This window comes from Myxococcales bacterium (genome assembly GCA_016699535.1).
Taxonomy (GTDB): Bacteria; Myxococcota_A; Polyangia; order Polyangiales.
In genome coordinates, this window is record CP064980.1 from 2,588,793 (window position 1) to 2,612,878 (window position 24,086).

Consider the following 24,086-nt stretch of genomic DNA (forward strand, 5'->3'; position numbering starts at 1 on the left):
GCAAGAGTAAAAGGTGAACTCAATTTTTTTTCTGTTTTTTAGACGGCATGCTCACGGGGATTTCCAACATGCCGCTACCGTTGTGGCTTGATATTAAAAGTACATTCGTAGCGGGCGTATCGTCTGTATGCTCAATCGCAAGAGTGCACTCGGTGTTGGGCGGAAGCGTGAATGGTTGTTGCAGTGCGCAGGGATTGTTTCCTTGCTGTTTGAGCCCAAGCGAGACTTGAGGGAGATTCCACGCGAAGCCATCAACAAGCACTTCTTCATTGGAGATGTTTTTTAGAACCAACCGGTTCCGTTTTGGTTCAAGGGTGCTTTGAAACGCGTCGAGCACCGGGGCATACGGTCTTTGTGCTTCATCGATGGTGTGACGAAATCCTGGAAGCAGTCGTTCAAAAAGAGCTTGCAGTTCATCCGCTGGTTCAAAAAATGATGTGCCAATTTCCATGGCAATCGATGGAGTGCCCGTCATTCCATACAACCAATCATTCGCATCTCCGAATGCCGGGTAAGGGAGCGAGACAAGATCATACCCCACTAACCCTGCAACACTCTCAGCAATCCTTACTTGGTTGGGTTCGTTGGGTGCAGGGTCAGTTTCTCCTATCCAGGGCGCCATCACCCACTCGGAAAAGGCGTGAAGGTTCATGAATATTCCCGACAATCCAGGGTTGGCGGAAGAACTCATATCCTGAGGCCTGTTGGATGGAAACAACGAACTCAACAGCTTCTGCAGGGCGTCCACTTCGGGTTCCGAAGCCGGAGATTTTCCGGAATAATCCGAAGCGCAAACTGAGTCGGAGTCGTTTCTCCATCTCCAAGCAAAATTTCGGTTTAGATCGACTCCGTCTGTTTTACCAGTTTCATCTAAAGCGCAAGGTTGATCCTGGCTATGCGTGTTCTTTTTCCAAAGGGGGAAACCATTTTCCACTTTCATGCGTCCATCCGGGTTGTGCACTGGAATGAGCCAAATCTCCCGATGCTGCAAAACCCACTGCGACCAAGCGTCTTGTTGCCCGAGCAGATAGTTCGCCAGACGTACTACCATTTCCGGTGTGCTAATTTCCCGAGCGTGAGACGAGGCCAAAAACACAGCTTTGGGTTTAGCCTCGTTCAAATCGGCGGTGATTCTGTATGCCAGGAGCGGCCGCCCTTCCCAGCTCTCTCCGTATTTGTGAGCTTCAACACGATTCGGGTATCTCGTTTGAAGTTGGTCGAAAAATGTTTCAATCGCAGCAAGTGATAAATAAACACCATTCCCTAGTTCCTCGGGTGACGTGCCAAAGGGTATGCCATCTTCAAGCACCGAAAGCAGATCGGTTGTTCGGTCTTGATTGTAAGTAAGTCCAGCGCCTTGTGGAAAGGTAAATGTCCCATCGCGCAACGCTTCCATTTGAGAGCGAGTCAATATGACTTGCTGACGAGATGGTCCTGATCCCACGACATCAAAATACTGTTCGACCTTGGCAAAATCATCCGGTGAAGCAAGGTTAAGATCGAATACCGCCATAGCTTTGCCCGAGGCCACCACGGCAGAAAGCTCCGAGGATAGCGATGATTCGGAGGTCATTGGCGCACAGCCGCCGTTGGCCAGCAGCATAAAACCACCGGCAAGAACAAAAGCCAATCCTTGTGGGAAACATCGAATCATTGCAAAGATACATTCTTTAGGAGCAAGTAGTGTGCCACCCAAAAACAGGAAAAAAGCAATGGTTTCTACATGAAGAGCTGGAGACTATCGTCTCCTGTAACGGAAAAGATGGCTCGGATTGGCACAGATCGGCTTAGCGTGCCTGCATGCGGCGTTCGGCGGCTAGCAGGGTGTTTTCGAGGAGCATGGCGATGGTCATGGGGCCTACGCCGCCGGGAACTGGTGTGATGAATGCGGCGCGCTCGGCTGCGCTTTCAAACTCGACGTCACCAACGAGGCTGCCGTCTTCGAGGCGGTTGATGCCGACATCAAGGACGGTAGCGCCTTGTTTTACCAAGGAGCCTTTGACGAACTCAGGCTGTCCTACGGCGGCAACCAAGATGTCGGCTTCTTGAATGAGCTTATCAAGGTTGCTGGTGCGTGAGTGCGCGATGGTTACTGTGGCGTGTTTTTCAAGCAGCATCATGGCGATGGGTTTGCCCACCAAGTTGCTGCGGCCGATGACTAGAGCGCGTTTGCCTTTGGGATCGACTTTGTATTCTTCGAGCAGACGCATGCAGCCTGATGGGGTGCAGGGTCTTAAACCTGGCTCGCCCAAGGCAAGCAGGCCGGCATTGTAAGGATGAAGTCCGTCGACATCTTTGCGCGGATCGATGGCCAATAAGGCAGGTGTGGCAAGGAGGGTTTTGGGTAAAGGCAGCTGCAGCAAGATACCGTCGACTTCTTTATCGCTATTGAGCGTGCGAATCATTGCGAGCAGTTCGTCTTGATTGCTGTCTTTGCTCAAACGGTGCACGTTGCCGTGAATCCCGGCTTTGGCGGACGCGCGTTCTTTGTTGCGGACATAAATTTTTGATGCAGGATCTTCGCCAACAAGAATCACGTCGAGGCGTGCTTGGCGATCATACCGTTCTAAAAAAATCTTCGCTCGTTTGGCGACTTCGTCGCGAACCTTTTGGCCAATGGCTTTGCCGTCAATAAACTGTGCTGTCATGTTTTTGGCCCTTTTAATGCCAATTTTGGCATGTGTTTGCTGTTTTTATGCCGGTTCTGTCTGCTTGGCTGTTTCGCTTTTAGGATGGGGTTTGCGAAAACCATCGATGAGAAGGAGCACGACGCCCACGGTGATGGTGGCATCGGCGACGTTGAAAGTCGGCCACTCCCAGCCGTTTTGCAAGTGAAATCGGAAAAAATCGACGACGTAGCCACGCAACAGTCTATCGATAAGGTTGCCCAATGCGCCTGATGCGATGAAAGGCACGGCTGCTGCAAAGTAAGGTCCGCCATGACCTTTGTAGAGCATCCAAAACAGCATGATCACAGCGATGATGGCCGCGGAAGAAAAGAGCACCCGTCTAAAAAGCAAAGGCGTATTGTGCAGCATACTAAAAGCAGCGGCGCAGTTTTCGGCGTAGCGCAACTCAAAGTAGTCCTCGACCCAAACCACGGCGGGTTTGCGCAAACGTTGCATGAGTACCCTGCCCTGTGCGTCTTCTTCGCATGCGGGCGGTGCTTCAACCGTGCGCTCGGCTGATAAGTTTTCAAGGGCCCATTCTTTGCTGCCAAGATCAATGGCCGTCCAGAGGATGGTGGCTGCTAAGCAGCCCAGCATAACCTTCATGCTACGTGGTGTGAGAACTTGCTCGCTCATGCTTTAATAACCTCCTTGCAACGCGTGCAAAGTTCGGGGTGGACTTTTCCTACTTCGGGTCGGTGCCGCCAGCAACGCTCGCAGCGCTTGTCGTCTGTTTTGCTCACGCTGGCTTGCATCTGCTCGCCCACAGATAGTTCGACCGAGGCCACGGCAAGGGTTTCGGCGAGCTCGGCGCTGACCATCTTGATGGCTTTTGCTTCGGCTTCAGATACGCTTGCTTTGACAGCGGCTTCGCGACGATGCGCAAGGCTTTTGTCCTTGATGAGTGGTTCCATGGCGGCGTTAACAGCTAGCCGCAGCTTGTTCAGTACTTTGGCTGCATCAAGCAAGGCAGCATCGCCCGCTTGAGCTTCAATAGTTTCGAGCTTGCCTTCCAAAAAGACCGAGCTGTTTTGATCTTTGCCTGGCAAATAACGAAAAGCTTCATCGGCGGTGAAACACAGAATCGGCGCCAGCACGGCTAAGGTGCCCTCTGTAATGAAGGCCAAGGTGGCAAGCGTGGATTTGCGCCTGGGTGAGTCTTCGGCATCGCAGTAGAGGCGGTCTTTGATTACGTCGAGATAGTACGCGGACCAATCGCCGGCACAAAGCTCAACGGTGCTTTGAAAGACTTTGCGAAAATCATATTCGGCGTAGGCTTTGGTCATTTCAATCAAGTACTGACGCATGCGCGCCCTAGCCCAGGCATCGAGCGGATCAAGTTCGATACTTTGGGTGCTTGGCAGATAGCCGTCCAAGTTGCCGAGCAAAAAGCGCAAGGTGTTACGGATGCGGAAGTAGCTCTCGGAGACTTGCTCCAGGTGCTCTTCGGAGTAGCGCGGATCGGAGCGATAGTCTTGCGAAGAGGCCCAAGCGCGCAACATTTCAGCGCCGCGTTGTTTGATGATTTTTTCAGGTTCGATGTACTCGATTTTCTCACCGGCCTCGGCGCGGCGGCGAATCTCGCTTTTGGAATAAGGTCGGCCTTTGTCGTCACAGACAAAGCCATGGGTGAGCACGGTTTTGTAAGGCGCTTTGCCGTTCATGATAGCGCCGAGCAAAAGCGCGCTGTGAAACCAACCGCGGTGCTGATCGGAGCCTTCAAGGTACATGTCGGCGGGGACAGATAGCCCTTCGCCATAGTTGCCTGAGGCGAGCACGGCATGAAAAGAGGAGCCTGATTCAAACCAGACGTCCAGGATGCTTTGATCTTTTTGCCAATCGCTTGCGCCGCATGACGGACACTTTAGTCCCGGAGGCAAAAGCTCTTCGACTTCTTTTTCATACCAAATGTCGACGCCGTGTTTTTCGACGATGCCAATCATGTGTTTCATGACGGTATCGCTTAGCTCAGCGTGCTCGCAGGCCTTGCAATGAAAGGCGGGGATCGGTACGCCCCAACTGCGTTGCCGGGAAATGCACCAGTCCGGCCGATCTGCGAGCATGCCGTGGATGCGGTCGTAGCCCCACTTGGGCACCCAGTTCACTTCTTTGATGCTGCTTAGCGCAAGTTCACGCAGGCTTTTTTTGCTGCTCTTTAGTGGCTTGTCCATCAAGATGAACCATTGGGTTGTGGCGCGGAAAATCACCGGCTTTTTACAACGCCAGCAATGCGGGTAGCTGTGGGCGAGCGTTTGTCCGTTGGGATTGAGCAAATGGCCCTGCTCGCTTAGAAAATCAACAATGAGCGGATTGGCTTCGTGCACCTGCATGCCGCGCCACGCTTCAGGCGCTTCGTCAGTAAAGCGCGCTTCTTGGTTGACGGGTGCATAGGGCTCAAGGCCGTGTTTGCTGCCAAGGATGTAGTCGTCGGCGCCATGGCCAGGAGCAGTGTGCACAAGGCCAGTGCCGGCTTCGAGCGTGACGTAATCCGCCAGCAGAAAGGGTGATCCGCGATCGATAAAGGGGTGTCGCGGGATCAATCCTTCAAGTTCGCGGCCCTTGAGGGTGTTTGCAATGCCCTGGCCTTCTTTTTTGCTGGCTTTGAGCACCGCATGGCTCAGTTCTGAAGCCAAAAGCACGAGCTCATCACCAAGATCATAAAGTTGGTATTGAAAGTCGGGATGAAGCGCGATGGCCAAGTTTGCCGGCAAGGTCCAAGGCGTGGTGGTCCAGATCACCGCCGAGATGCGTTTGTGTGCTGGGGTGTCGTTTAGTTTAAATTTCTTAAGCAGCACGTTGCGCTCGCTGCCTTCAAAGGGGAAACGCACGTAGATGCTTGGCGATTCGTGATCGTCGTATTCGACTTCAGCTTCCGCAAGCGCGGTTTGGCAGGAGCCACACCAGTACACTGGCTTTTTTCCGCGTTCGATGGCGCCTTCGTTTACGCAAGCGCGGAGCACTTGCATGATGCCTTTTTCATAACGTGGCTGCATGGTGAGATAGGGCTCATCCCACTGGGCAAACACGCCGAGGCGCTCAAACTCGTTGCGCTGCACTTTAATCCATTTTTCCGCTTCCTTGCGGCAGGCTTTGCGCAAGCTGGCCTTGGGCACTTCGCGGGCTTTGTCCTTGCCCATGGCCCGCTCGACGTTGAGTTCAATCGGCAAGCCGTGGCAGTCCCATCCAGGTACAAAGTTAACGAAGTTGCCTGAAATAAGCTGTTGCTTGATCACGATGTCTTTTAGGATTTTATTGAAAACGGTGCCGTAGTGCAGATGGCCGTTGGCATAGGGCGGGCCGTCATGAAAGCAAAAGGCCGCTTTGCTTCCGCGTGCTTTTAGTATTTCGGAATAGAGCGAACGCTTCTGCCATGCTTTAAGTAGCTCCGGCTCTTTTTGCGCCAAGTTGGCACGCATGGGGAATGCTGTTTTTGGGAGTTTGATGGTTTTTTTGTATTCCATGGAGGGCTCGGGTCGCGCTAGCGCGCTCGATGATGGCAAAATCGTTGCGCTGCTTGCCTATCACGCTGGCCGCAAGCAAACAACGCTCTAGGAAGCTTAGGTATCGTGCTCGGTTTCGTGCGGATGGTGGTGATGTCGGCGGGCACGGTAAGCCAGGACCATTTTGTAGGAAAAGACATAGGCAATGGCGCCAGTGACTACGCCGATCAGCAAAGAGCCTACCCAGATTTCAGCGCCAACGTCCATGGCTTTGTCCCATAGGTTGATCCAAAAACCAGAGTCAAAGAGCTGATCGAGCCAGTGGCTCAAGCTTGGGCTATGACGGGCTACCTCCGATGCGACTTTTTTCTGGGGCCATCTGCCGTGCATGGTGAAGCTGCCGAGCTTCCAGGACAAGTAATAAAGAGGCACGGCCGTCAGAGGGTTGGTGACAAGGACGATGGGAATACCCGAAAGCTTGTTGGCTCGAAGGGCGGTGGCCATGGTCAGGTAGATGGCAATCTGAAGGCCCATGGTGGGTGTGCAGCCCACCAAGCAGCCGAGAAACACGCCGAATGCAATGCGATGGGGGGTGTCATTGACGCCCAGGACATGTTTTTTTAAAAGCGCCTTGACGCTATCACGCCATCCCATGTTGCAATTCCTTAAGACGACGTTTTTCGCGACGGCGTTTGTCGTAATGTTTTTTTAGTGTGGCTACTGATTGTGGCAGATCGATGATGATAAGGCGATCGAAGTCCCAATCGTTTGATAGGTTGCTGAGCACGCTTTCAATCGCTTGGGTTTCATCCAGAACTTCGATGCTTCTTCCGGGAATCAACATCGCAAAATTGCGAAGCTGCGCTTGTTTCATCATGGCAAACAATTGCTTTACACTGCTATCTGCAAGATTGGGATTGAAATCGGCTCGGAGGCCAAGTCCAAGCACGAAAATGCTCGGGAAGCGAAAGCGTTTTTGCGTTGGAAGCAAACATTGCTCGCCCGCTTTTCCGCTAAAATGGCCCTCTTTGATCAGTTGAGAGATTTGTGTGCAAAGGCGCCAATCGATGACGGCATTGACGCTGCGTAGCGGGCGCTCGTCTTCAAAAAGGGTAAGGCACAAGGCATCGACTTCCAAGGTGTCGATGTGTTCGAGGTCCGTGGCTTCGAAAAAAAGGCTTGTTTGCGTCATGATCGTTCAAGCTCGCGTGCGATTTTGTCCAACACTCCATTAACGAACGACGGGCTGTTCTCGGCACCAAAAAGTTTTGCAAGTTCGACTGCCTCGTTTAGTACAACGCGCACCGGAACATCCTTTTTTTCCCAAAGCTCGTAGACCGCTAACCTTAGCAAGTTGCGATCCACCAAAGGCATGCGTTCCAGACGCCAATGCTCACTTGCGCCTTGTAAAAACGCGTCGAGCTTCTCTATGGAGGCGCTGACACCTCGGCTCATTTCGTTTGCAAACTCCGGATCCGAACCATAGCTTTCAAAACACGCCCAATAGCGATTTATTCCCGTTTCGATATCCAGTTTCGCCAAATCGACAAAACAAAGAATTTGTAGCGCTGTGGCGCGGCTTAGTCTGCGTTTGCTTCGAGGCATGGGGGTTAGGTATCCATGGGGTGAATTGGCTGGATATTAAGTAAATAAACAAAACCTGGAAAGTTAGAGCCTGTCTTGTTTTTGGTCTGTAAATTGTTGTTTTTGGTTGAAAAAAACACTTCGCCAAGGCCTTTGTTCATGGCTCGGTGACTCCACGAAGCACGGAGCTCATTTCTAGCAGGCTCATGGCTGCATCGTAGCCTTTATTGCCGTGTTCTCCGCCGGCGCGGGCCATGGCTTCTTCGGTGGTGTTGGTGGTGAGTACTCCGGAACTGATTGGAACCTGCGTTTCGAGCATCACCTGCATAAGGCCAGCACAAAGACCGTCGAGCACGAACTCAAAATGAGGGGTGCCGCCGCGAATGATTGCGCCTAAAGTGACAATGCCAGCTGTCGTGTTCGTTTTTGCCAACTGTTGCGCCGCTAAGGGGATTTCCCATGCGCCGGGGACACGAATGATGCGAAGCGCTTCTTGCTTGATGCCTTGCTCCGCGAAGGCTTGAAGTGAGCCTGCGATTAAGTGCGCAACCACTGATTCATTGAATCGCGAGGCGATAACAGCAAAACGTTGATCGCTCTGCAGCGCGAGTTCGGTTGATTTCCACGTGATGTGTTTTCCAGTCGGCACGGGCTTAGACCTTGGAGGGGGCGTTAATGGACACTTGCTCAACGACTTTTAGCCCAAAAGCTTCCAGTCCTGCCATCTTTCGTGGACGATTGCTGAGCAGTCGAATCTGTTGCAGACCAAGTTTGGCCAGGATTTGTGCGCCAAGGCCGTATTCATGAAGCACCGCTGCGCTTTGCGTGGGCAATGATTCTTGTGTGCGTTCGCTTTGGTAGAGTCGGAGGTCTTCGGCCAGTTTCATGCGGGTTGGCAGAAACAAAAAGACACCGCAACCCTCTTGCTCGATGCGCCCCACGGCATCTTGGGCAGGCAGCCTGCCTTGGCACAGCGCGCCAAAAATATCGGTCAGTGCACTGCCCGTGTGCACGCGAACAAGCGTTGGCTCTGCGCTTAGCTTGCCCAAGGTCAGCGCCAAAAATTGCCTGCTCTCCGAGGGGCTTTGAAAGACGTGAGCTTGCCATTGCTGACCGCTCTTGGTTTTGATGTCGGCCGTTTCGATTTTTTCGACCAAGGATTCATGGGCCAGTCGATAGCGTACAAGATCCGCTACTGAGAGCATGCGCAATCCGTGAGTCTCTGAAAAACGAAGCAAATCTTGATGCCGAGCCATCGTCCCATCTTCGTTCATGATCTCGCAAATCACGGCAGAAGGTGCCCGTCCTGCAAGTTTGGCTAAGTCAACCGAGCCTTCCGTTTGTCCGGTTCGTTGCAGTACGCCTCCAGGCCTTGCACAGAGAGGAAAAATATGTCCGGGACTTATAAGGTCGTCTGCCTTCGCTTGCGGATTGACCGCGGTTTTAATGGTGAGGGCGCGGTCTGCTGCGCTGATCCCGGTGCTGACGCCGCGTGCCGCTTCGATGGATACGGTAAAGGCCGTTCCCATGGGCGAACGGTTGTTCAGTACCATCATGGGAAGTTGCAATCGTCTCACTTGGCTTTCTTCAAGGGCTAGGCAGATAAGGCCGCGTCCATGTAGCGCCATGAAGTTGACGGATTCAGGGTTGATTTGATCGGCAGCCATGCATAAATCGCCTTCGTTTTCGCGGTCCTCATCGTCGACAAGAATCACCATCTTACCGTCGCGGATGTCGGCGAGGGCTTGTTTTACGCGCTCGATGGCCTCGAGCTGGTCCGCGTGAATGGCTTTGTCCATGCGAAAGACCCTCTAACCCGCTTCGCCAGCATCGTCCAGCACTCTTTTGGGCCCTTCGCTGAGCAATTTAAAAGCTGGTTTTTCGCCAACTTGGCTGATCAAATGCTCGATGGCCTCTTTGACGAACGGCACGTGTTCAGGTCGGTGGCAGTCGCTGCAAGCAATCGTGTATAGCCCTCCATCAAGGAGCTTTTTTGCAGCGTGTTTGGCGTGTCGGCCGTATTTGCCAACCAAGGACATCAAATCAAGCTGCAGCAGCACTCCGAGTTCAGTATAGCGCTCAAGCCAGCCAAGATCGTGTTGGCTTTGCTCATAGCGTTCAGGATGCGCAAGCACCGGACTAAGCCCGTGCACTTTCATTTTGAAGAACTGGTTTTCGACGTTTAACGGCGGGCGGGCCGGATTGAATTCAACAAGTGCTGCTTTATCGCCGGGATAGCGTAAAAGCTTATCTTCGAGAAACATCTCCCAAAACACATCGTCGTAGTAATGCTCGGCCGCTAAACCAAGCTCGGGCAAACCGTCAACCAGCTCCGTTTCGGCGACAAAACGCTCAAAGGCAGCGCGCAAGGTGGTGGGGTTGTTATCAAACATGCCGGTGCGTATGTGAGGCGTGCAGACGACTTTTTTATAGCCGATGCTCTTAAGTGCCTTGAGTAGCTTGATGCTTTCTTCAAGCGAGCGCACGCCATCATCGACTGCGGGTAAATAGTGGCAATGCAGGTCAATGAAATCCATGTTCAAGCAGCTCTTTAGCACGCTTGATTAGATGATCATAATCATTGCGGGCTGGGTCCTCGAGCACCTCTTCGAGCAAAGCTTCGATCAGCAGACCGAGTTGTTTACTGGGCGCCAGATTGAGCTCTTTCATAAGGTCGCTTCCGTTGACGCGAAGGTCTTTGGCTGAGATGGCGTGGTTTTGTTCTTGAATGGATGCAATTCGTGCTTGCAATTCGTCAAGCAAGGCAAGCTCTTCATCCACGGCTCGACCCTTTGCCAAAGCATCGGCGCGGGCAAGCGCGACTAAGTCATCGAGCAAGTCTGTCCCGACGCGCTTGATAAATCGGCGCACGGCTGCATCGGTCCAATCGGCGCTGTAGCACACGAGGTGATGCTCAATGAGCCGAACGATAAAGCTGGTCTGTGCATTGGAAAAGCGGTGCTCTTTAAGCCATTTTTCGGCCATCCGAGCGCCAATCTTTTCGTGGTTGTAGAAGGTGAAGTCATTGGTTTTTAAAGAGTGTTCACGCGTGGCGGGTTTTCCGATGTCGTGCAACAGGGCCGCCATGCGCAACCCAATATCCTTGGAGTGATCGCGCCCCACTAGCGCGTGCTCGGCGTAATGCTCGGGTCGCGTTAGCGCGCGCTCGACCGGACATGCATCAAGACAAGCCATGGTGTGATGCCAAACATCAAACGCATGCCATTTGTTTTGCTCACACCCAAACTGATCCGACAATTTTGGGCAAACATAATCAAGCATTCCCGTGCGCCTCATCACCTCAAAGGCAAGCGAGGGCTGCTTTGCTTTCATGGTTTTGATGATTTCATCGCGAATGCGTTCTTTTGATACCTTTGAAAAGATTTCGAGCGCGCCAGGGATGGCTGCTTCAGTGGCGGGATCCAAATCAAACTCAAGAGTCGCTACAAAGCGCGCTGCTCTTAAGACCCTTAGACCATCTTCGCCAAAACGAGCTTCGGCTTGACCCACTGTGCGAATGGTTTTTCGTTTCAGATCATCCAGGCCACCGTAAGGATCGACCAATTGCTGCTCCCCTGGATCAAAAGCCATGGCGTTGATGGTGAAGTCGCGCCTGGCCAGGTCTTCTTCGATGGTGTCGACGAAGTGAACTTCGTCCGGGCGCCTACCATCGCTGTAACCCCGTTCAGTTCTTAAGGTGGTGAGCTCGTAGCTTTGCCCGCGGAAACGTACAGTGACGGTGCCGTGGGCAAGGCCTGTTGGGATCACTCGGGCAAACGCCTTGATGACCTGCTCTGGACGAGCGTTGGTGGCCAGATCCCAGTCGCTTACCTCTCGGCCGAGGAGCCGATCGCGCAATGAGCCGCCGACAACCCAGGCTTTAAAGCCCCTTTTTTCGAGCTGGATGAGCAGATCCCGTAGGTCCTTGGGCACTTCAATCATGGTGGTTAGTCTATCAGGCATTGTTCGTTCAGGCTGTCCCTAAGCGGCGATAGCCGTGGTGTCTGCTCTAAAGCAATTCAGCTAAAAACACGACCGTGGCTTGGCAATTCATGATAACGTCGCCAAAATAGCTTTTTTTCGCACATGGGCTAGTTTTGCTCCTGTCATAAAATGCTAAACGCTCGTTAATATCGAGTTTGGATAGACTGTGGATCACAACAAAATACGACCTAAACGACCCCTTTTCTTCTTCTTGCGAAGCCTTCTTGTCATTGCGGTGATTGGTTTGGCTTGCGGCGTTACCTTTGTCTGGCCAAAACGCAATGGCCTGGGTATTGCTATTGATACCTCACCGCGCGCTCAGGCGGCTCAAAAACGACTGCCCTACGATTTATCGCGACTGCAAGTGCTAAACCGTGTGATTCATCACGTGAACAAGCACTATGTGGCTCCAGAACGTGTGAGCCACAAGGACATGCTGCTGGCGGGTCTAAACGCCATTCAACGCAGCGTCCCGCCGGTGCTTATCCGCCACGAAAAATCGAGCAAGACCTTTACGGTGCTGGTCGATAACGAAGAGCGGACCTTTTCCGTTGAAGGCGTCAACAGTCCGTGGTCCCTTGCAAAACGTTTTCGTGACATTTTTAATTTTTTGCAAAAGTACATTGATGATGAAGACATCCAACTGCGTGACGTTGAATACGCCGCCGTCAATGGAGCGCTTCACACCCTTGATCCGCACTCGATATTGTTAACGCCGGAGTTTTATACTGAAATGCGCATGAGTACGCGCGGTGAGTTCGGCGGACTTGGCATCGTTATATCCATCCGTGATGGACTGCTTACCGTGATTAAGCCCATGCCTGATACACCCGCCACCAAGGGCGGACTGAAGCCTTATGATCGCATCGTCAAGATCAACGATGAGTCGACCCTTAACATGCCTTTGCAAGAAGCTGTCAATCGGCTGCGCGGTGCTCCAGGGTCCAGCGTTGATGTGTGGATTGTACGGCAGGCCAACAAAGGTTGGATCAAGCCTAAAAAAGTTAGACTTGAGCGCGCCGTGATTCATATTGAGTCGGTCGAAAGTAAGATGCTTGGCGATGGCGTCGGATACGTTCGGCTCAAGAGCTTTCAGGGCAACAGTACGGCCGATTTGAGTGCAGCGCTTGAGAAGCTACACAAAAAGGGACTGAAGTCTCTGGTTTTGGACCTTCGTGACAACCCCGGAGGCTTGCTTGAGCAAGCGGTTCGCGTCACAGACCTTTTCCTTGAGAGAGGCAGCATCGTTAGCACCCGTTCGAATGATGAGTCTCAGCGCGATGAAAAGTTTGCTACGCGTGAAGGAACGGAACCGAACTATCCAATGGTCGTGTTGGTCAACGGTGGCAGCGCATCCGCAAGCGAAATCGTGGCCGGCGCGCTCAAGAACCACAATCGCGCGCTTATCGTAGGTCAACGCACCTTTGGTAAGGGCTCGGTGCAGGTGTTGTACGACTACAACGACGGCTCAGCGCTTAAGCTTACGATCGCGCAGTACCTTACCCCGGGTGATGTATCCATTCAAGGCGTTGGCATCGTGCCTGATATCGCGATTGATCCGATTACGGTCGATAAAGAAGACATGGATCTAAGCGTTAATCACAAACGCATCCGTGAGGAAGACCTATCGCGTCACTTGACCAGCCAAAGCACGCGCAATGCAACAAAGCCTGCTGTTGTGATGGAATATTATCTTCCTAAAGAGGCGCGTAAAAAACTTCGCGAAAACGAAGAGGAAAACAATGACGAAAACGAACGCGAAGCGGAGTTTTTGATCGATTTTTCACATCAGATTTTGAAACACGCAAGCAATTCGGATCGTCGACGTTTGCTGAGTGGCTCAAGCGCTATCATTGCGCAGAGTCGACAGAACGAACTCAAACGCGCAGAAAAGGATTTACGTGCGATTGGTATCGATTGGTCTGTGGGACCTGACAAGGGCCCAAGTGACCTTGCTGTTGAAGTGAGCACCAATTCCAAGGATAACCATGCGACCGCAGGGCAGCCCTTTGAACTTAAGATCAAAGTGACGAACAACGGTAAAGTGCCTGTGTATCAGCTGCGCGGCATCACCAAGAGCGACTATCCGCTTTTTGATGATCGCGAACTTGTCTTTGGCAAGATTGCTCCCGGCAAAAGCAAACAGTGGTCCACGACCTTGGGCGTTTGTGAATCGCGACCGCTTGAGCTTCAAACGGCAAAACCAAAGGCAAACCAAGATCCTTGGGATGCCTTGCTAAAGCGCATCGGTAGAGACCAAGGTTCGCAAGTCTGTGTCGTGCCTTATTCGGCATTGGATCGTGCTGATGCTATCAAGATAGACTTCCAAGAGGCTCACGGTCACGCTCCAGGGCGAGAGCAAATCGCACGACCATTAGCGCGTTGCCCCGACCGCATTTGCTTACTTGCTTCAGCTTGCTGACGATGTGCAGGGCAATGGCGACGGAGAGGTTCAGCGCGGTGAGACTGCGACCTTGTATTTGCATGTCAAAAACGTTGGGCAGGGCAAGACCTATACAACACAGGCCAATCTGCAGAATCAAAGCGGCCGCGGCGTCCTTCTTAGAGGTGGTCGTTTTCGGGTGGACAGTATCGAGCCTGGCGAAGAACGCATCATCCCTTTTACCTTTAAGGTGCTTGAAGATTTTGAACAGCCCAAAGCTAAATTTGAAGTTTCATTAATCGACACTGACCTTCGCGTGTCATTCAATGAAAAGTTTGATGTTGTCGTAAACAAAGACGCTCAAATGCCGCAGGCCGATATAAGAACAGTGACAGTCATCAAGGGGGCGATTATTCACGAAAAGCCCAATGCGCGTTCTAGAAAGCTTGGAAACATTGAAAAAGACGGCAAGCAGTTTTCTGCTGAAGCTGCTCTCAATGGCTTTCTTCGAATCGATCTTGGTGAAGGACGACCCGGTTGGGTTGCTGCCAATAAAGTGTCTCCGAGCGCGCAACCTGGCGCAACAGGCGTGTTGCATGAGTATCTCTACCACCAACTTCCTGTGATCGCTTTGGATGTTGGAAACGATTTGGTCACGCGTCAGTCCAAGCTTCATGTCGAAGGCAGTGCTGCGGACAACAGCCGGGTGCGCGATGTCTATATTTTTGTGGGTTCAAAATAGGTGTTTTATCAATCAAACCGCAGAGCTTCGAATCCGAAAAAAGCTGATTTTTAAAACGGATTTGCCTCTTAATCCTGGCATAAACTACATCACAGTCTTTGCGCGAAAGAGCAACGACATGATAGCAAGAAAGACTTTGGTAGTACGGCGCGATGGTAAAGATGGCCAGTTGTTGGCGACACCCAAGAACATAGATGATTTGCTAGACGATGATTTGCTTGAAGCTGAATAAGAAACTGACTTGCAAATAAACAACATGTTCGAGACTCAGCGATTGCATGATAGTAGGAAGCGTTCCCTGCATACGTTTGCCGAGGTGTTGCGGTCATGATTGCGTTAGCTTTGGCACTGGTCTGCGTTGTCGCAAACGCTTTTTTTGTCGCAGCCGAGTTTGCGCTGGCCAAAGCGCGCCCTACTGCCTTAGAAGCTTTAGCTAAAGAAGGCGATAAACAAGCCGAGCGCGCTTGGCAGATGATGCTGCGGCTTGATGCTTACCTTACGGCAACTCAGCTCGGCATTACTTTTGCGTCTCTTGGTTTGGGCTGGTTGGGTGAGCCGGCGGTTGCAGATTTCATTCAACCTGCGCTTCGAAGCTTCGAGCTGCCGGAAGGGCTCGTTCATGGCATTGCTTTCAGTCTATCCTTCGCGGTTATAACTTTTCTTCACATTGTCCTTGGAGAGCTTGTTCCTAAATCGCTTGCGATTCAGCGGCCCGAAACTATCAGTCGGATGACTGCCGCTCCCATGCAGTTCTTTTATTATCTTACCTATCCTTTACAGATTATTTTCAATTCGATTACCAACGGCTTGCTAAAGCTGCTCGGCCTTGCCACTGCGGGTTCGGTAAGCTCGGTGCTCTCTGCCTCTGAAATTAAACTGATCATAAAGTCTTCCTTTGGCGACGATGGCGCGGAATCTACGAAGCGCGATTTGCTTGATCGTGTTCTTACTGGCATCGATCGTCCAGTCCGAACAGTGATGGTTCCTCGTGTTGATATGGTAACGCTCAATCTTAACGTGTCGTTTTCGGAATGCATTCGCGAGGTGCGTCGTCACGGTTACAGCCGCTACCCATTAATCGACGATGGCGATCCGGACAACGTTCGTGGTTACATATACGTCAAAGATTTGTTGATCGCTGAGCAAAGAGCGCGACAGGATATCCGCGAACTTCGCCGCGACATTCTGTTTATCCCAGAAACCCGCACAGTGGGCGATGCGCTTGGAGACTTTCAACGTCAGAAAATCCCTATTGCGATTGTGGTTGATGAGTACGGTGGAACGAGCGGTCTTGTTACCGCAGAGGATATCGTTGAAGAAATCGTAGGCGATATTCAAGACGAGACCGATGCTGAAGCTCCTAAAATCAGAGAACGGGGTCAAGACACCTGGGTCGTGAGCGGTTCGATCCCCATTCAGGATTTGGAACTCGAAGAGCTTAATATGGATATTTCGGAAGAGGGCGATACTCTAGGCGGTTATATTGTCGCGCACCTTGAGCGCTTGGCTTATCCAGGGGATGCAATCTATTCGGGAAAATACAAGCTGACCGTGGAAGATGTGAGGCGAAGACGCATTGAGCGTGTCGCCATTCGCCGTCTTAGCGATGAGGAGTTTGCGTCCAGTCGAGACAGCAAAGAAGAGCTTGAACGCTAAACACAACGCCCCTTTTGATTCGTAGTAATTGATGTGTTCCGGTTTTCTTGAGTTCGCGATTGCTTCTGTGTTCAGCTCTGTTAAGTTTAGCATAAAACTATGGAACCGAACGCAGCTCAATCGTTTTTTTCTCGTCTTTGGGATGACTATTCGCGAATCACGCCACAGGCAAACGCGATAAAACAGCTCTTGCATGAGTGCGGAGAGCGTTTTCGCAATGATCACGTAGCTATTCGTACTTTTGGGATGCCGGGGATTGATATCGAGCATCTTGAATCGTTTTTTACCGAGCTGGGCTATGTTGGTACCGGTGAATATCAGTTTGAGACAAAGAAACTTTTTGCCAAGAGCTACAGCCATCCTTCTAATGAGCTTCCTCGTGTATTTATCTCAGAGCTTATAATGAACAAGTGCTCAACTAAGCTGAATGCTTGCGTGAGAACTTTGATTGAAAGACTACCCTTGCCTCTTGATGCTCAGTCCTTACTGACCCAACAGGCGCTTTGGCCGACTGTAGAGTACGACGTATATCAAACGCTTCTGAAAGAATCCGAATATGCTGCTTGGGTAGCGGCCTTTGGAATTCGCGCCAATCATTTCACTGTTAACGCTGATGATTTGCAAGGATTCAAAGATTTGACCGAGTTGAATAATTTTCTTGTTGAACATGGATTTGCACTCAATCATCCGGAGTCGCCAGTTCATGGAAGTCCTGAGGAGCTTTTGGAGCAGTCTTCAACGCGTGCCGATGAGATTTTGTGGTCATTTGAAAATGGAGAGAAGCGCCGTATCCGTAGTTGCTACTATGAGTTCTGTAAACGGTACACCGATCCGAAAAGCGGAAAGCTGTACGATGGCTTTATCCCCGAAAGTGCGGATAAGATTTTTGAGTCAACGAATGTCAGATAATGTAGCTTTCGCCCGTTTATGCCTGCGCATCGTTAGGAAAAACGGTATTCCCAGCCCAGCGGCCAAGGCTACCTTGCCCCATTCTGACCATTCTGCTTGAGCGACCAAGCAAAGCGAGCAAAGCAAAGCGAGGCTTGGCAGGACAAATTGCGCGATTGCCTTAGCTTTCGAGTCATCGTTTTGTAGTCGTTGTTTTCGCATGAGGATGACGGAGATAGCGGTGGTTAGATATTGGGTCAGACGAGCAAGAACGCTTAGCACAGCGAGTCCTTCAAAACTTCCGGTGAAAGCAAAGAGCAAAGTGATGAGCCCGCTCAAAACGATTGCGATGGCCGGCGTGCGGTAGATAGGATGGACATATCCAACGATGCGGGGCATTTCATCGTGTTGAGCCATTGCATAAAGACAGCGAGGGATCACCAATGCATGCGCGGAGGCCATGCCAAATATGGATATAAGAATGCCGATCGAAATAAGCTGAGCTCCAGCTTCTCCAAAAACAACTCGGCTGGCATCAAGCACAGGGTTTTGCCGGCCCGCTACGTGATCGAGGTTGCCAAATACCATGGTGGTTACCCACAGATAGATTACTGTGGTTCCGATGATAATTGTGCCGAGCGCAGGTGCCATACGCTTTTTGGGTTGTTTCATTTCGCCTGCGGGGACGACTACCGATTCGAAACCCAAAAAGGCCCAAAACACCACTAAAACGGCCTTCCCTAAGTGCGACGTTTCAAAGTGCCCCATGCCCGAGAATCGCTGAGGAGAAAAAGTAAAAAGAGCTGCTGTGGCGAAAACCACGATGGGTAGAAGCTTTGCAAGGCTGAACACATTCGATACGCGCACCGAAGACGACGCCTCGGTAATTAAGGATGCTAAGACCCGTAACTAATGCGAGCAGTGTTGCTGCGTACGCAAATGTCGAAGGATGGTTGTCGTTTAGTGTCATCGCAAATCCGTGCGCGATTGCAGCCCAGGACAGCATGCGTGAGCACCAGTTGAGCCACCCTATTTCAAAGCCAACGAAGGCTCCTAAGTAATCACGTGCATACAAATAGGGGCCGCCGGTATCGGCGTAGTGCTTGGCAATGTCGGCAAAGCACCAGGCATTCAGTAAGGCAATAAGTCCGGCGATCAATACGGCAAACACGGCGCTTGGGCCGAGATCAACTGCGATCACCCCTGGTAAAAGAAATATACCCGCACCGATCATGCCGTTGACGCCAAGCGCGACTACGTCCCAAAAGCCCAACGAACGTTTAAGTCCATCCGATGTCGTATGGTTTGCAGATGAGTCGGCGCAAGACATGAACCCTGAGACTATGTCTCGTTGATCGTATGAAAATCAAGCGTGTTCATGGCAAAGAGCGCTTATGATTAAGGGGATTGGGCTCATCGATTCGCTAGCCTGTACCCTCTTTTGCTGTTTTTTGATACTGACAGGGTTGATTGCTATGTCGATTCTCGTCCGTTCCTTTTTGCCTGATGACTATGAAGCGTTTCGCGAGCTGAGGCTCCACGCGCTTCGCCATCAGTCGGGTGCTTTTGCTTCCAGTCTCAAGGAAGAGGAAATTCTATCCCGTAAGCAATGGATTGAAAAACTAAGTGGTGCTGAGGCTACTTCTTTTCTAGCGTGGGATGAATCCGTGTTGGTGGGGATGTGTGGCGTGTATTCACTTGCGCGCATGCGCATTAGGCACAAAGCTTATGTGTGGGGCATGTATATCGACCCTAAGCAGAGGGGCAAAGGTGTCGGTGAAAAGTTACTTGAGCAGTGTAAGCAATGGGCCATCGAGAACAATAAACGCACCTTGCTGCTTGCCGTGATGCAGAACAACACGAGCGCGATTCGCCTCTACGAACGCTTTGGTTTTGTGCGCTACGGCCTTGAGCCAGCTTCGATTGCTATCGATGGCGTCTATTATGACGATATCCTATTTGCCTTATCGCTTGAATCCAAAGAATAGTGATTTTCCTCCCACTAGCTGCTAGTGTTATCCAACCAGTATGGGTGAGAAACTTAGCGATGAAAAATTAGCGAGACGTGCTTTGCTAAGGAGCAGTGCCTATTGTGCGCCGGTGATTTTAGCTTCGCTCGTGTTTTCCGATCAAGCTGCTGCGCAGACGCAGTCCTGCACTCCAACCACCTGTGGCCCAGCCGGATGCCCTCCCAACGTTTGTGGTCCCGATAGCTGCACGCCCAACCCGTGCAATCCCAACACCTGTGGTCCGACCCGTTGTGTTCCTGATGGATGCAATCCAGATAATTGCAGGCCTCGCGCTTAGCCCTTGGCTCTAAAATTTTAGTCGAATGAACCTTGACCTTAGCGACACCAGCGTCTGCCGGGGTGAGGATTGCTCGACCAGCTAAGCTGTTGCTCCAAAAACGCTTCAACTTTTGCGTGCATGGGTCCCGCTTTTGCGTGCGCTTCTTTTGCACTAATGGTTTTGCTTTTTTTGCGATGCCTGGTTGCGATAACAGGTTTTGTTTTAAAAGAGCGAAGATGAGCCAAATGCCATGGGTAAATCGGAAAACCATCCCGACAGCCTTGCTTGATGTCGTTGGCATCACAAAACACTCGGATGTGCAGATGGTCGTCATGTGCCACGGAGGGCTGACACATGGCCGCTTCGGCAATGTCGACGATGTGTTTCGGTGCAGCGACACGTTTTGCTTCTTCAAGCAGCAAGCTTCGCAAATGCTCCACGATGAACAAGCGTTGCACATAGCTGCCAGCGCTTTCGATGAAAGCTTGGATAAAGGCCCAGGTTCGCTCGGTATCAAACTTCACGAAGACGTCATCCTTCGGGTCCAATAGATCTTGGAAATCCCAGCCTTCGCCTTTGGGATCGAGTGGAATGCCTTTGGGTTCACGGGGATTGCCGTCTTTGTCGAGCAAGAAAAAAAGCACATCCACATCGCGGCCCGCTTGGTGAGAGCCATGATGCACGATGGGACCGCCGTGCTCTAGCCCGATGTCGTTGATGTATAAGGGCTGGCCTGCTTTGGCGTGCTGCATGCGTTGAGCAGCCTCGGAGAGATAAGATAAAAGCTCGTAAGTTCCAAAGCGCGCTTCAGGATTGGGCCGTTTCGAATTGTGAATGAAGCCAATGCCTGAAGCGGGCATGCGTGCTGCGTTTACGATGGAGCCGTTCGATGGGCTGCCAGTGAGACCGAATCGATTTTGACAAGCTTCTCTATCGAAGGAGGGGTGTCTTCGCTGACAACGGTTTTGGGCGTTGTTGGTTCTTTTTCTTGAGCCAAAGCCTTGTTCGTGTGGCTCGCTCCATCATGCTGAGAGCAACTGCATGCTAGGATCGTGTAAACACTTGCAAACAAGGTGGGTACGTAACGCATCAGCAAATTAATCGCTCCGCGAGACCTTCAAGTCCTTCAGGCATGGTGCCCGTTTCACGTTTGTGGGCCCAAAGGACATCGCATACTTGATCGAGGCCCCATTGCAGTCCTACCGCGGAAGGTTTTTGTTCGATCGCAGCGGCGCAAAGCTGAGTTATGATATGTTCAAACTCATTGGCAACACCCAGAGCCTTTTGGTAGGTCCAGTTGACCTGTTTATTTCGCCAGCTTAATGCAAACCATTCAACGAAAGGTTCGGCCAAGCGAAAGGCGACGACAGCAGCTCCTGACTTTTTATCACCACAGAGCCACACCCGGTCATCGTCAAAAAGCTGCTCGCAGGAAGGCTGGTCTTTCAGTGCAATAAGTAGAGTCTGAGCGACCGCAGGATCCGTCTCCAAGGCTAAAAACCGTGCTAGAAGCGGCCAGCATACTATTTCTCCGGCCAAGGCATCATTGACGATGGCCCGAATCAGATTGATGCGGTCGGTAGGATTTAGCTCGCTATAAGCGGCGGCTAGGCCCTCTGCGACCTCCGGTTGTTGCTGCGCTTTGTCCAAAAGAAGCGCAAAAGGATGATGGACGCTCCGATTCACAAGGTACACCTTTGACTTATCATGGTATCACAGTTCTTGACGGCTGGTTAGATCGGTATGCTAAGCAAGTAAGAACGGAAGGCCATGGACGCAGACGATCAGTTTATCCAAGAGCATGAAGCTCTTGTCAAAGGCATTGCTCATAAAATTAAGGCCCAACTTGATCTGAGTTGCGAACTTGATGATTTAATTGCCTATGGTTTTCACGGCCTGCTTGAAGCGAAAAACCGTTTCGATGCAGAGCGCGGCATCCAATTCAATACCTTTGCCTACTATCGTGTGCGCGGAGCGATTATAGACGGCGTCCGTAAAATGGCATTTCTCCCGCGGCGGGCGCATGCGCGTCTCAAAGCAGCCGAATCCGCTGATTTGATCGCCGAAGAAGCGGCCGATGATCGAGCGCAGAATCCCGAGGCCCGCAAAGACGCACAAAAAACTGCCGAGGCCTTGCACGGTGTTTTAGGTCGCATGACCGCTGCTTATGTGGCTGGCGCACTCGGGCAGCACGAACAAGAAGAAAAAAGCGCGCCGGATTTTCGTCTTCAATCCGAAGAGCAGGCTGCTCAAGTTCGCGGAGCCCTGGAACACCTACCGGAGCGCGAAAAGGCGCTAATTGAGGGGTTTTATTTTCAAAACCGCAATTTTGACGAGGTGGCTCGTGAACTCGGTATTTCCAAGTCCTGGGCATCGCGTTTGCACAACAAAGCCCTTGATTTGCTGCGCCAGGCGCTCAGGGACCTTGCGTGATGCCTCGTTCGAGTTACCCGACTAGTCTGCGTTTTGTTAAGGCGTACTGGGTCACCTTTCAGGTTATTTTAAGCTACGTGCGGCTTCGGTTTCGTACTTACTTTGCCGGGCCGGACTACTATCAAAGCAATGTTGGCGCCATCCATCGGCGCAACGCGGAGCGTATAGAACAGACAATTTTGCAGCTCAAAGGCTTGTTTATCAAAGTCGGTCAATTGATTTCGATCATGACCAACTTTCTCCCTGAAGAGTTTCGAAAGCCTCTGCAGCGATTGCAAGACCAAGTCCCCGCCAGGCCGATTGAGGAGATTCGCAAACGCATTGAAGAGGAGTTGCACGGTAGCCCCGATACACTCTTTGCTTATTTTTGCGAGCAGCCCCTTGCAAGCGCATCCCTTGGACAGGTCCACCGCGCCAGGCTCAAAGACGGCACCGAAGTAGTTGTCAAAGTTCAACACCACGATATCGACCGAATCGTCCAGGCCGACTTGAAAACCATTTGGCGTATTTTGAGAGTCGTGCGCTGGTTTGTTCCGGTGCAGGGCATGGAGCTGATGTACCGACAAATCAAGGAGATGGTGTTTGCCGAGCTTGATTTTGAGCTTGAAGTGCTCTTTATGAGGCAAATAGCGGCAAACCTGGCGGACCTGCCCGACGTGGGCGTTCCGGCGCCGCTAGCCGAGTTTTGCACAAAAAAAGTCATGACCACCACCTTCGTGGATGGAAGCAAACTCACGGATCACGAAAAGCTCGAAATCTGGAAACTCAACCGCAAAGTTCTTGCTGAGCGCTTGGTACGGGCCTATTGCAAAATGATTTTTGTGGATGGCCTGTATCACGCGGATCCACATCCCGGAAATCTGATGATTACGCCCCATGGCGAGATTGTTTTGATTGATTTTGGAGCGGTGGCCGAGCTCTCGCCGTCCATGAAGCGCGGTATTCCTGATTTTCTTGAGGCTGTCATCAAGCGTGATACCCCTGGTATTTTCCGAGCCTTGCGTACGATGGGCTTCATCGCGCACGGCAATGAAGCAGAGCGCGCTTCAGAGCGCATTATCGAGTATTTTCATCGCAAATTTCAGGACGAGGTCAAGCTCGATAGCTTCAATCTAAAAGATATCAAAGTGGATCCGCAGCGCAGCCTCGAAAACTTGGTCGACCTAAAACGCCAGGAAATAGGCCTTCGAGAGCTGACGGGAGCCTTCCAGGTGCCCAAAGACTGGGTATTGCTGGAACGGACGATTTTGCTTTTAGCAGGCGTGTGCACGGACCTTGATCCCGACATGAATCCAATGGTCGTGATACGTCCCTATCTTGAAGAGTTCGTTTTAGGTGAGCATCGGGATTTCACCACACTTATATTAAACGCGACCAAAGAGACTGCTCTGAGCGCTCTAAGCGTTCCGGATGATCTGAGGCGCTATTTATCGAAAGCAAGTCGCGGCGAACTTGAGATTCGCGTTCGAAATTTTCCTGAGGCAGGGCAACTCATCTACACGGCAGCCCATCAATTGATTTATGCGCTCTTTTCGATGTTCTTTGGAACGGCTGCCATTTTTTTTCACCTTCAAGCCTGGTTCACCCTTAGCCGCTGGGCGAGCGGTTTCGCTGCAGCCTTTTTTGTCACGATGTTTTTCTCGTTCATGCGTACCCGTCGCCTATCCCGTCGCTAGACGACGTTGCCGGTGGCTAAGCTGCATCTGGCCGTTGATGTTAGGTGCTTTGTAAGTGGACAGGTAGTCCTGCGCAGAGCGGACTTTTCCCGGGCTTTCCGTATCTCCGGCTTACCGCGTCGCTCCTCGTGGGAAAGTACCAATGTACGTTCGTCCGCTGACCCTAACTGTCCACTTACGGTACTTTGGGTCTTGAGCATGTGGGTCTATGTGCGAAAAACATTGCGCACTGATACGAAGTTTTCGCAGTGAATGCTTCGCAGCCGCGGTTTTTTTGGCCAATTGACCGGTTTTTCATGCAATTTATTCCAGTAATTTCAGTTACTTACTGCGCTTTCGGCG

General features: G+C 51.6%; 25 protein-coding genes. 9 read left to right on the top strand and 16 right to left on the bottom strand.

Going from position 1 to position 24,086, the window contains the following annotated elements; genetic code table 11:
* Positions 1-19 precede the first annotated feature (19 nt).
* The 4 genes from IPJ88_12280 to ileS form a co-directional block, all read right to left on the bottom strand.
* Positions 20-1,654: a hypothetical protein gene (locus IPJ88_12280; protein QQR88990.1), complete on the bottom strand. Its 1,635-nt coding sequence runs from the start codon at positions 1,652-1,654 to the stop codon at positions 20-22.
* A 133-nt stretch (positions 1,655-1,787) separates the two neighbouring features.
* Positions 1,788-2,648 (bottom strand): bifunctional methylenetetrahydrofolate dehydrogenase/methenyltetrahydrofolate cyclohydrolase FolD, encoded by an 861-nt coding sequence (gene folD, locus IPJ88_12285; GenBank protein QQR88991.1) that lies wholly within the window; start codon positions 2,646-2,648, stop codon positions 1,788-1,790.
* Between the two features lie 45 nt (positions 2,649-2,693).
* A complete protein-coding gene (lspA, locus tag IPJ88_12290; GenBank protein QQR88992.1) occupies positions 2,694-3,305 on the bottom strand; it encodes a signal peptidase II in 612 nt (203 codons plus the stop codon).
* The gene (ileS, locus tag IPJ88_12295; GenBank protein QQR88993.1) at positions 3,302-6,130 is read right to left on the bottom strand and encodes an isoleucine--tRNA ligase; all 2,829 of its coding nucleotides are present in this window, start codon (positions 6,128-6,130) and stop codon (positions 3,302-3,304) included. The genes lspA and ileS overlap by 4 nt, the downstream gene beginning before the upstream one ends.
* Here ileS and IPJ88_12300 point away from each other — a divergent pair.
* Positions 6,084-6,221: a hypothetical protein gene (locus IPJ88_12300; protein QQR92090.1), complete on the top strand. Its 138-nt coding sequence runs from the start codon at positions 6,084-6,086 to the stop codon at positions 6,219-6,221. The genes ileS and IPJ88_12300 overlap by 47 nt on opposite strands.
* A gap of 5 nt (positions 6,222-6,226) precedes the next feature.
* Here IPJ88_12300 and IPJ88_12305 read toward each other — a convergent pair whose 3' ends face one another.
* The 7 genes from IPJ88_12305 to IPJ88_12335 all read right to left on the bottom strand — a co-directional run bounded on the left by IPJ88_12305 (position 6,227) and on the right by IPJ88_12335 (position 11,656).
* A complete protein-coding gene (locus IPJ88_12305) occupies positions 6,227-6,763 on the bottom strand; it encodes a DUF2062 domain-containing protein (protein ID QQR88994.1) in 537 nt (178 codons plus the stop codon).
* Entirely contained in the window at positions 6,750-7,301 is a 552-nt protein-coding gene (locus IPJ88_12310; protein QQR88995.1) for a hypothetical protein, read from the bottom strand. The genes IPJ88_12305 and IPJ88_12310 overlap by 14 nt, the downstream gene beginning before the upstream one ends.
* Positions 7,298-7,714, bottom strand: a complete 417-nt coding sequence (gene nusB, locus IPJ88_12315; GenBank protein ID QQR88996.1) for a transcription antitermination factor NusB — start codon at positions 7,712-7,714, stop codon at positions 7,298-7,300. The genes IPJ88_12310 and nusB overlap by 4 nt, the downstream gene beginning before the upstream one ends.
* A 136-nt stretch (positions 7,715-7,850) precedes the next feature.
* A complete protein-coding gene (locus IPJ88_12320; protein ID QQR92034.1) occupies positions 7,851-8,324 on the bottom strand; it encodes a 6,7-dimethyl-8-ribityllumazine synthase in 474 nt (157 codons plus the stop codon).
* A gap of 22 nt (positions 8,325-8,346) precedes the next feature.
* Positions 8,347-9,492 carry a 3,4-dihydroxy-2-butanone-4-phosphate synthase gene (gene ribB, locus IPJ88_12325; protein ID QQR88997.1) on the bottom strand — a complete coding sequence of 382 codons (1,146 nt, stop codon included), beginning with the start codon at positions 9,490-9,492 and terminating at the stop codon, positions 8,347-8,349.
* 12 nt (positions 9,493-9,504) lie between these two features.
* A complete protein-coding gene (locus tag IPJ88_12330; GenBank protein QQR88998.1) occupies positions 9,505-10,230 on the bottom strand; it encodes a protein tyrosine phosphatase in 726 nt (241 codons plus the stop codon).
* Positions 10,217-11,656, bottom strand: a complete 1,440-nt coding sequence (locus tag IPJ88_12335) for an HD domain-containing protein (protein ID QQR88999.1) — start codon at positions 11,654-11,656, stop codon at positions 10,217-10,219. Before IPJ88_12335 ends, IPJ88_12330 begins: the two co-directional genes overlap by 14 nt.
* 187 nt (positions 11,657-11,843) lie before the next feature.
* Here IPJ88_12335 and IPJ88_12340 point away from each other — a divergent pair, with 187 nt between their 5' ends.
* The 4 genes from IPJ88_12340 to IPJ88_12355 all read left to right on the top strand — a co-directional run bounded on the left by IPJ88_12340 (position 11,844) and on the right by IPJ88_12355 (position 17,367).
* The gene (locus tag IPJ88_12340) at positions 11,844-14,099 is read left to right on the top strand and encodes a PDZ domain-containing protein (GenBank protein ID QQR89000.1); all 2,256 of its coding nucleotides are present in this window, start codon (positions 11,844-11,846) and stop codon (positions 14,097-14,099) included.
* Positions 14,083-14,802 (top strand): hypothetical protein, encoded by a 720-nt coding sequence (locus IPJ88_12345; GenBank protein QQR89001.1) that lies wholly within the window; start codon positions 14,083-14,085, stop codon positions 14,800-14,802. Before IPJ88_12340 ends, IPJ88_12345 begins: the two co-directional genes overlap by 17 nt.
* 327 nt (positions 14,803-15,129) lie before the next feature.
* On the top strand, positions 15,130-16,458 hold the full coding sequence (locus tag IPJ88_12350) for an HlyC/CorC family transporter (GenBank protein ID QQR89002.1): 1,329 nt from the start codon (positions 15,130-15,132) through the stop codon (positions 16,456-16,458).
* 99 nt (positions 16,459-16,557) lie between these two features.
* The gene (locus IPJ88_12355) at positions 16,558-17,367 is read left to right on the top strand and encodes a DUF1338 domain-containing protein (GenBank protein ID QQR89003.1); all 810 of its coding nucleotides are present in this window, start codon (positions 16,558-16,560) and stop codon (positions 17,365-17,367) included.
* Here IPJ88_12355 and IPJ88_12360 read toward each other — a convergent pair.
* Positions 17,350-18,168, bottom strand: coding sequence for an APC family permease (locus tag IPJ88_12360; protein QQR89004.1), 819 nt, complete (start codon positions 18,166-18,168; stop codon positions 17,350-17,352). The two genes, IPJ88_12355 and IPJ88_12360, sit on opposite strands and share 18 nt — an antisense overlap.
* The gene (locus tag IPJ88_12365; GenBank protein QQR89005.1) at positions 18,101-18,676 is read right to left on the bottom strand and encodes an amino acid permease; all 576 of its coding nucleotides are present in this window, start codon (positions 18,674-18,676) and stop codon (positions 18,101-18,103) included. The genes IPJ88_12360 and IPJ88_12365 overlap by 68 nt, the downstream gene beginning before the upstream one ends.
* A gap of 64 nt (positions 18,677-18,740) precedes the next feature.
* Between IPJ88_12365 and IPJ88_12370 the strand changes: the two genes are divergently transcribed.
* Positions 18,741-19,334 carry a GNAT family N-acetyltransferase gene (locus IPJ88_12370; protein ID QQR89006.1) on the top strand — a complete coding sequence of 198 codons (594 nt, stop codon included), beginning with the start codon at positions 18,741-18,743 and terminating at the stop codon, positions 19,332-19,334.
* A 40-nt stretch (positions 19,335-19,374) separates the two neighbouring features.
* Entirely contained in the window at positions 19,375-19,653 is a 279-nt protein-coding gene (locus tag IPJ88_12375) for a hypothetical protein (protein QQR89007.1), read from the top strand.
* Positions 19,654-19,691: 38 nt separating this feature from the next.
* Here the strand turns inward: IPJ88_12375 and IPJ88_12380 are convergent, their stop codons facing one another.
* The 3 genes from IPJ88_12380 to IPJ88_12390 are packed head-to-tail and all read right to left on the bottom strand — an operon-like array spanning position 19,692 to position 21,321.
* Positions 19,692-20,495, bottom strand: coding sequence for a penicillin-insensitive murein endopeptidase (locus tag IPJ88_12380; GenBank protein ID QQR89008.1), 804 nt, complete (start codon positions 20,493-20,495; stop codon positions 19,692-19,694).
* 11 nt (positions 20,496-20,506) lie between these two features.
* Positions 20,507-20,725, bottom strand: coding sequence for a hypothetical protein (locus IPJ88_12385; GenBank protein QQR89009.1), 219 nt, complete (start codon positions 20,723-20,725; stop codon positions 20,507-20,509).
* Positions 20,725-21,321 (bottom strand): hypothetical protein, encoded by a 597-nt coding sequence (locus IPJ88_12390; protein QQR89010.1) that lies wholly within the window; start codon positions 21,319-21,321, stop codon positions 20,725-20,727. Before IPJ88_12390 ends, IPJ88_12385 begins: the two co-directional genes overlap by 1 nt.
* Before the next feature lie 84 nt (positions 21,322-21,405).
* Between IPJ88_12390 and IPJ88_12395 the strand changes: the two genes are divergently transcribed.
* A complete protein-coding gene (locus IPJ88_12395; GenBank protein QQR89011.1) occupies positions 21,406-22,068 on the top strand; it encodes a sigma-70 family RNA polymerase sigma factor in 663 nt (220 codons plus the stop codon).
* Positions 22,068-23,744, top strand: coding sequence for an AarF/ABC1/UbiB kinase family protein (locus IPJ88_12400; GenBank protein QQR89012.1), 1,677 nt, complete (start codon positions 22,068-22,070; stop codon positions 23,742-23,744). The genes IPJ88_12395 and IPJ88_12400 overlap by 1 nt, the downstream gene beginning before the upstream one ends.
* Positions 23,745-24,086: the final 342 nt, after the last annotated feature.

What these genes read in the sequence shown, in the direction of transcription:
- folD (QQR88991.1), bottom strand. Translation starts at nt 2,648, where the DNA reads ATGACAGCACAGTTTATTGACGGCAAAGCCATTGGCCAAAAGGTTCGC.
- IPJ88_12300 (QQR92090.1), top strand. Translation starts at nt 6,084, where the DNA reads ATGGGGAATGCTGTTTTTGGGAGTTTGATGGTTTTTTTGTATTCCATG.
- IPJ88_12330 (QQR88998.1), bottom strand. Translation starts at nt 10,230, where the DNA reads ATGGATTTCATTGACCTGCATTGCCACTATTTACCCGCAGTCGATGAT.
- IPJ88_12305 (QQR88994.1), bottom strand. Translation starts at nt 6,763, where the DNA reads ATGGGATGGCGTGATAGCGTCAAGGCGCTTTTAAAAAAACATGTCCTG.
- lspA (QQR88992.1), bottom strand. Translation starts at nt 3,305, where the DNA reads ATGAGCGAGCAAGTTCTCACACCACGTAGCATGAAGGTTATGCTGGGC.
- nusB (QQR88996.1), bottom strand. Translation starts at nt 7,714, where the DNA reads ATGCCTCGAAGCAAACGCAGACTAAGCCGCGCCACAGCGCTACAAATT.
- IPJ88_12365 (QQR89005.1), bottom strand. Translation starts at nt 18,676, where the DNA reads ATGTCTTGCGCCGACTCATCTGCAAACCATACGACATCGGATGGACTT.
- IPJ88_12310 (QQR88995.1), bottom strand. Translation starts at nt 7,301, where the DNA reads ATGACGCAAACAAGCCTTTTTTTCGAAGCCACGGACCTCGAACACATC.
- IPJ88_12385 (QQR89009.1), bottom strand. Translation starts at nt 20,725, where the DNA reads ATGCGTTACGTACCCACCTTGTTTGCAAGTGTTTACACGATCCTAGCA.
- IPJ88_12335 (QQR88999.1), bottom strand. Translation starts at nt 11,656, where the DNA reads ATGCCTGATAGACTAACCACCATGATTGAAGTGCCCAAGGACCTACGG.
- IPJ88_12375 (QQR89007.1), top strand. Translation starts at nt 19,375, where the DNA reads ATGGGTGAGAAACTTAGCGATGAAAAATTAGCGAGACGTGCTTTGCTA.
- IPJ88_12355 (QQR89003.1), top strand. Translation starts at nt 16,558, where the DNA reads ATGGAACCGAACGCAGCTCAATCGTTTTTTTCTCGTCTTTGGGATGAC.
- IPJ88_12350 (QQR89002.1), top strand. Translation starts at nt 15,130, where the DNA reads ATGATTGCGTTAGCTTTGGCACTGGTCTGCGTTGTCGCAAACGCTTTT.
- ileS (QQR88993.1), bottom strand. Translation starts at nt 6,130, where the DNA reads ATGGAATACAAAAAAACCATCAAACTCCCAAAAACAGCATTCCCCATG.
- IPJ88_12395 (QQR89011.1), top strand. Translation starts at nt 21,406, where the DNA reads ATGGACGCAGACGATCAGTTTATCCAAGAGCATGAAGCTCTTGTCAAA.
- IPJ88_12380 (QQR89008.1), bottom strand. Translation starts at nt 20,495, where the DNA reads ATGCCCGCTTCAGGCATTGGCTTCATTCACAATTCGAAACGGCCCAAT.
- IPJ88_12280 (QQR88990.1), bottom strand. Translation starts at nt 1,654, where the DNA reads ATGATTCGATGTTTCCCACAAGGATTGGCTTTTGTTCTTGCCGGTGGT.
- IPJ88_12400 (QQR89012.1), top strand. Translation starts at nt 22,068, where the DNA reads ATGCCTCGTTCGAGTTACCCGACTAGTCTGCGTTTTGTTAAGGCGTAC.
- ribB (QQR88997.1), bottom strand. Translation starts at nt 9,492, where the DNA reads ATGGACAAAGCCATTCACGCGGACCAGCTCGAGGCCATCGAGCGCGTA.
- IPJ88_12370 (QQR89006.1), top strand. Translation starts at nt 18,741, where the DNA reads ATGATTAAGGGGATTGGGCTCATCGATTCGCTAGCCTGTACCCTCTTT.